Origin of the sequence: Pseudactinotalea sp. (assembly GCF_048594945.1) — a bacterium.
GTDB lineage: Bacteria > Actinomycetota > Actinomycetes > Actinomycetales > Beutenbergiaceae > Pseudactinotalea.
Map to the genome: position 1 here is coordinate 1 of NZ_JBMDXJ010000319.1, position 6,081 is coordinate 6,081.

At 70.7% G+C, this 6,081-nt stretch carries 4 protein-coding genes; all 4 read left to right on the forward strand.

Annotated elements, in window-relative coordinates:
• Positions 1–66 precede the first annotated feature (66 nt).
• A complete protein-coding gene (locus ACOJSN_RS14255) occupies positions 67–1,695 on the forward strand; it encodes a hypothetical protein (RefSeq protein ID WP_420113162.1) in 1,629 nt (542 codons plus the stop codon).
• 116 nt (positions 1,696–1,811) lie between these two features.
• Complete coding sequence (locus tag ACOJSN_RS14260; protein WP_420113163.1) at positions 1,812–2,525, forward strand: polysaccharide deacetylase family protein; 714 nt, start codon at positions 1,812–1,814, stop codon at positions 2,523–2,525.
• A 100-nt stretch (positions 2,526–2,625) separates the two neighbouring features.
• A complete protein-coding gene (locus ACOJSN_RS14265) occupies positions 2,626–4,506 on the forward strand; it encodes a hypothetical protein (RefSeq protein ID WP_420113164.1) in 1,881 nt (626 codons plus the stop codon).
• Positions 4,503–5,960, forward strand: coding sequence for a hypothetical protein (locus tag ACOJSN_RS14270; RefSeq protein WP_420113165.1), 1,458 nt, complete (start codon positions 4,503–4,505; stop codon positions 5,958–5,960). The genes ACOJSN_RS14265 and ACOJSN_RS14270 overlap by 4 nt, the downstream gene beginning before the upstream one ends.
• Positions 5,961–6,081: the final 121 nt, after the last annotated feature.

The following is a 6,081-nucleotide window of genomic DNA, read 5'->3' on the forward strand; positions in this document are numbered from 1 at the left end:
CACCCCCACACACGCCCCGGGTCCGCACAGCCGCGGACCGGGACCAACACACAGAGGAGACAACCCGTGTCACAGATCCGCATCGGCCGCCGCCGACTACTCCAAAGCACCCTCGCCCTCGGCGGACTCGCCGCCCTCGGCAGCAGCCTGACCGCCTGCTCCAACGAAGGCCGCGGCGATGGCGGCTCCCAAACCGAGAACAACGCCGTCACCCTCCCGACCTTCACCCCCTACGCCGGCTTCACGCCCGACCTGGTAGGCGAGAACGGCGTCACGGACACGATGCTCACCTATCCGGCGAACCCGGAGGCCGTGACCGACGGGCCTCCTGGCGACGGGCAGGATTTCGGTGCTTTCGCGCTGACCAACACCCCGGTCCCGCCGTCGATGGATCAGAACGCGTTCTGGCAGGCGCTCAACGAGAAGCTCGGCGCCACGATGTCAGTCTCGCTGGTCCCGAGCGGCGACTACACCGACCGGTTCCAGACCACAGTGGCCGGCGACCGCCTGCCCGAGCTCTTCACGTACTGGCCGAAGGGGATTCCGGGGCTGCCGTCGCTGCTGCGCGAACGCGCCGCCGACCTCACCGACCTGCTCTCCGGCGACGCCGTCGCGAACTACCCCTTCCTCGCCGCCATCCCCACCGACAGCTGGCGGTCGACGGTCTACGGCGGGCGCATCTACGGCGTCCCGATCGCCCGAGCCGCCCAGAGCAGCGTGGTGCTCTACGGACGGTTCGACCTGCTCGCCGAGCTGGGCATCGAACCGAACCCCAGCTCCTGGGACGACCTGCACAGCCTCTTCGCCGAGGTCACCTCGTCAAACACCTGGGCACTCGCGAACGTGCCGCTGCAGATCATCCGGCAGTCCTTCGGCATCCCGAACGGGTGGTCGATCGGTGAGGACGGCACCTGGACCAGTGCGAATGAGCACGAGGCGCAGCTCGATGCCCTCGAGGCTGGCCGCAAGCTCGTGGAGGATGGTCTCGTGCACCCGGACACCACATCCGCGGACAACCAGCAGCGCCAGTCCTGGTCGGTCGCCGGCACCACGTGGTTCCTCGAGGACACGTTCAGCGCCCGCCCCGCGTTCACCAACATGACCAGCGAGGCGGTCGACCTCGACGTCGTGCTGCCGCCGCTCGCCGGCGGTGGAGGCATGGCCGACATCTGGCTCGCAGCGCCCACGCACAACGTCACCGGGATCAGCCTCAAGGCCGCAGACCGTGCCGAGGCGATGCTCGACGTGCTCAACTGGCTCGCCGCCCCGTTCGGCAGCGCCGAGCACCTCTTCAAGGTCTACGGACTCGAAGGCGTCCACCACGACATCGTCGACGGCGAGCCCGTGCTCACCGACAAGGGCAAGAGCGAGACCAAGCTCGGCATCGACTACCTCGCGCAGGGCCCGTTCGTCTCCTACCTGCCCGGACACGCCGACGTCGCCCAAGCGATGTACGACGTGCAGGTCGAGGCGATCCCGACGGCGATCGCGAACCCTGCCGCCACGCTGTTCAGCGAGACCGAGTCGCGCAAGGGCAGCCAGATCGGCGATGCGCTCACCGACCTCGGTGTTGACATCCTGCACGGTCGTAAGCCGGTGTCTGCGTGGACCGAGGGTGTCGAGACCTGGAAGAAGGGCGGTGGCGACGCGATGCGTGATGAGTTCGAGCAGGCGTACGCCGAGAACGAGGGCTGAGCACCGCCGTCGAGATCGCGGTTTCGGGTCCAGATCGCGCATCCAGAACAGCGATCTCGACCCATGACCGCGATCTCGGCGGCGAGCGTGCGCGAGGAAGATGGTGAGGGAGGACGATGTCGCAGCCGTACCTGCTGCTGACCTTGGACGACCGCACGGTGGACCACTGGTTCGCCCACCGCGGCGTGCTCGAGGAGGCCGGGGCGTACGCGACGTTCTTCGTCTCGCGCGCCGACCAGCTCACCGAGGACGAGACGACCATGTTGCAGGTCCTTCAGCGTGACGGTCACACGATCGCGAGCCACGGTCTGCGCCATCGCGACGCCCCGCAGTACGTGGCCGAGCATGGTCTGACGGCGTATCTCGAGAACGAGATCGAGCCCTCGATCGCGGCTCTCGCGGAGCGTGGCCTGGGACATCGTGACTTCGCCTTCCCGTTCGGTCGGCACGATCCGACGATCGACGGCGCTCTCGTGGCCTCCTTCTCCTGGCTGCGCGCGACGTCACCGCGGCACACCGACGAGCGCGCCACGGAGGTGCTCGTCGATCTCGGGGCGAACGACTGCCCACGGGTGCTCTCGGCGCGGGGAATCGATGTCGGCCGTGGCGGGCGAGCCAACCCCGACGACAGTGCGGCGCTGCTCACCGTCCTCGACGAGGCGGCAGACACGGGCGCGAGCGTGTGCCTGTTCGCCCACGACATCGCCGAGTGGGACCAAGGGCTGGCACAGGGGCACAACTTCATCACGCCCGCGCGGTTGCGACAGGTGCTCGCCGCCGCCCAGGAACGCGGCCTGAGCGCCGTCGGCTGCGGGGTGTTGCCCGACTGAGCCGCGGCTCCGATTCCGGTGAACGACCTCGACACGCACAGCCGATCGCACACTCTGACAACAAGGAACCATGCCTCACGACGTACGGGCGAGCACGCCCATGACCGCCGTCAGCCTCACCCCGGACTGGGACCGGGTGCGCAGCCGCGTCGCCCATCCCGGCTGGGCCGCCACCACGCTCGCCTCGGTGCGCGAAGACTTCGAGCACTGGCGCAGGCACCTGCAACTGCCAGGCCCGGACAGCGTCAGCGCCTGGACGCACCACTACTTCTGCGACGATGACGGCGCCCCGCTCGGCTTCGACCCCGACAGCCCGGCCGCACACCGGTGCACGGAGTGCGGCCGCACCTACACGGGGGAGCCGTGGGACGGCGGCTGGCGCACCCGGATGCACAACGCGGCCGCCTCGCAGGCCGTCCGCGCAGCGCTGCTCGCGCGAACCGCGCCCGACGAGGAGAGCGAGGCCACCGCCGTCGGCGTTCTCACCGAGATCCTCACGCACTACGCGACCCACTACGGCTCCTACGAGCTGCACGGCGTGAACGTGGGCAAGGGGCGCGTGACACCGCAGAACCTGGACGAATCGGTGTTCACGATCGGGCTGCTGCGCTCGGTGCGGTGGGCGGGACCATTGCTGCCCGAGTCGGTGCACGCAGCGATGCGCGGCTTCGCCGGCGAGGTGGCGGCCGTGCTGGAGCCGCAGCTCGGGATGATCCACAACATCCACTGCTGGATCGTCGCGGCGCTGGCTGAGTGCGCGGTCGTGACTGGCGACGCCGCACTGCTGGAGACCGCGACGCACGGGCCGTTCGGTGCCCGGCAGCAGCTGCTCCAGGGGATGCACCCCGAGGGGCTGTGGTTCGAGGTCAACCCGCACTATCACTTCTATACGGTCAACGCGCTGCTGTCGTTCCTCGAGGCCGCAGGGCCGGAGGCGCTGGCGGGCGAGCCGGCGGCCAGGCTGCTGCGCGCGGTCGAGGCGCCGGCCGAGCTCGCGTACTCGGACGGCCGGATCCCTGCCTACGGCGACGGCTGGCCGAACAGCTTCCTCGGCACCTTTGCCCAGACGGCCGAGGTCGCCGCCGCATTGCTGCCCGGTGCCGGGCCTGCGCTCGCGGCGCGCTACCTGGACGATCGACCCGCGCACGTGCAGGTCTGGTTCGGCGCCAACCACGTGGACGGCACCTCCCCGGAGCGGATCGGTCGCTACACCGTGGGTGCTGTGGTCTTCGGCGCGGACTCCCTGCCGGAGCCCGACGACGGCGACCCGCCCTCGTTCGTGTGGCCAGGACCTGGGATCGGGGTACTTCGGGCGCCAGGCGTACGGGTCGCGATGCGGTTCGGACCCGACGCGGGGTGGCACGACCACCACGACAAGCTTGCCGTGGACGTGGAGTGCGGCGACTGGCGCAGCCTGGATCTCGGCACCACCGGTTACGGCAGCGACGTCACGGTGTGGATGCGGTCCCAGGTGGCGCACAGCGTGCTGATCGTCGGGGAGGCGCCGCAGCCGAAGCACGCGGGCGAACTCGTGCACGGCGATGCGCACTCGCTGATCGCACGCAGCGCGTGGAACGACGCCGAGGTGACCCGGAGCCTGCAGCTGAACGACGCCGGCTGGACCGACGAGGTCACGGTCACCTGTGAACCCGGCACTGCGCTGGAGTGGGTCTTCCACGGCGACGGCCGCGTCCTCGCCGAGGATGGCCCGAGCCTCGAGCTGCCCGACGACCAACTCGGTCACGGCTGGCTCACCGAGGTGCGGGCGCTGCCGGTGGCGGATGGTGTCGTGTCGCTCACCTGGGACCACCCGGACGCCCCGCGGCTGCGACTCGCGCTGCCGCCGGGATGGACTGCCTACCGCGCCGAGGCGCCTGCCAATCCCAACGGGCTGCCACTCGGTGTGGTCGGCGCGCGTGGGCCCGCCGGCGCGACGACGACGGTCCGCGCGAGCTTCGAGGCCACCGGGGCGTCGTCATGAACGCGGACCTCGCGACCGCCTCGATGGCGACCCTGGACACCTGGTGGGACCCGGACCTGAACCTGCTCACCGATCCGCCTTCGGGCGAGCCGCCGCAGCGCACGCGCGTGCGTGAGAGCGCCCTGTACGCCCTCGGTCTGCTTGCGCGTGATGCTGCCGGCGATCACGACCGCGCCGTGCAGGTATTGCATGCCGTGCTGGCGCACCAGTTGGACCAACCCGGCGCCGCGTGGCACGGCACATGGTTGCGGTTCCCCGAGGAGCCCGTGCCGGACCAGACGTCGCGCGAGTGGCGCGACTACGACCCCAACTGGCGCGAGTTCATCGGCTGCACGCTGCTGCTCGCGCTCGACACCGCGGAGGACCGGCTGCCCGTCGATCTCGTGGCCGGGATCGATCGTGCGCTCGACCTCGCGGTGGCGGGCAGCCTCGCCCGCGGGGTGTCACCGCTGTACTCGAACATCGCGCTGATGGCGGCGTTCCTGCAGCACGCCGTCGGGCGGCGGCGCGGCGACGCCGCGACCGCCTCCGCCGGCGTCGACCTGATGCGGCAGGTGCTCGACGCCTTCGAGGAGCACGGGGCGTTCGAGGAGTACAACTCGCCCACCTACTACGGCATCGACCTCTACGCGCTCGCCCTCTGGCGCCGCTATGGAGCCGAGCCGGCCACGCACGAGCGAGCCTGCGCCGTCGAGATCGCGCTGTGGCGCGACATCGCGGCCCACCACCACGCCGGGCTGCAGAACCTGGCCGGACCGTACGACCGCTCGTACGGGATGGACCTCCGGGACTACTCGGGTGCCGTCGGCTTGTGGTTGTGGCTGGCCCAGGGGCGGCGCGGCGAGGTCTACCCCGACCTCGACCGACCCCACCAGCACCAGTGGGACCTCGGGCTCGGGCCGTCGGTGGCGCTGCTGGGGCTACCCGAGCTGCCGCCGGACGTGCTCGGCGAGCTGGAGGCGTTCAGCGGGCCGCGCACGGTCGAGCAGCCGATCGACGGCCGCAGGGTGGCGCGCAGCGTGCTCGAGGAGAACCTCATCGTCGGCGCCGAGCACGTCGGGGGCGACCGCGGCAACCTGCACGACCAGTTCCACCCCCTGACTGCGCACTGGCGGTTGCCGGGCGGCGTGGGCTGGCTGCGCCTGGTCAGCACGCTCACCATCGACGTGACGGCCGAGCGTGCCGGCGACGACGCCGTGGACGTGGGACTTCGATGGTCCGACGGCGGTGAGCTCGCCTTCCAGGTGCGTGCACCCGGGATCGATCCGGCGGCGATCTCAGCCGAGCGGTGGGAGCTGCCAGGGCTGACCGTGGCGATGGAGACTGCCGCAGAGCTCGAGCGAGTGGAGTCCGCGTCCGATGGCACGTGGTGGCTGCACTACGTGGCCGCTGCGGGCGTCGAGGGTGGCGCGGACCTCGCGCTGTCCTGCCCGGATCAGGCCCGCTCACGCTGATGCCCGCGCCCATGCTGTGGCCGGCCATCGCCCATCGCCGGCGAGTTCGTACCTCCGGCATGAGTTCGTACCCCCGCCGGTGCGAACTCGAGCCGTGCGTACGAACTCGTGGAGCGTGCAG

Excerpts from the sequence above, each read along its gene's own strand:
- ACOJSN_RS14260 (WP_420113163.1), top strand. The coding sequence starts at position 1,812 with ATGTCGCAGCCGTACCTGCTGCTGACCTTGGACGACCGCACGGTGGAC.
- ACOJSN_RS14265 (WP_420113164.1), top strand. The coding sequence starts at position 2,626 with ATGACCGCCGTCAGCCTCACCCCGGACTGGGACCGGGTGCGCAGCCGC.
- ACOJSN_RS14270 (WP_420113165.1), top strand. The coding sequence starts at position 4,503 with ATGAACGCGGACCTCGCGACCGCCTCGATGGCGACCCTGGACACCTGG.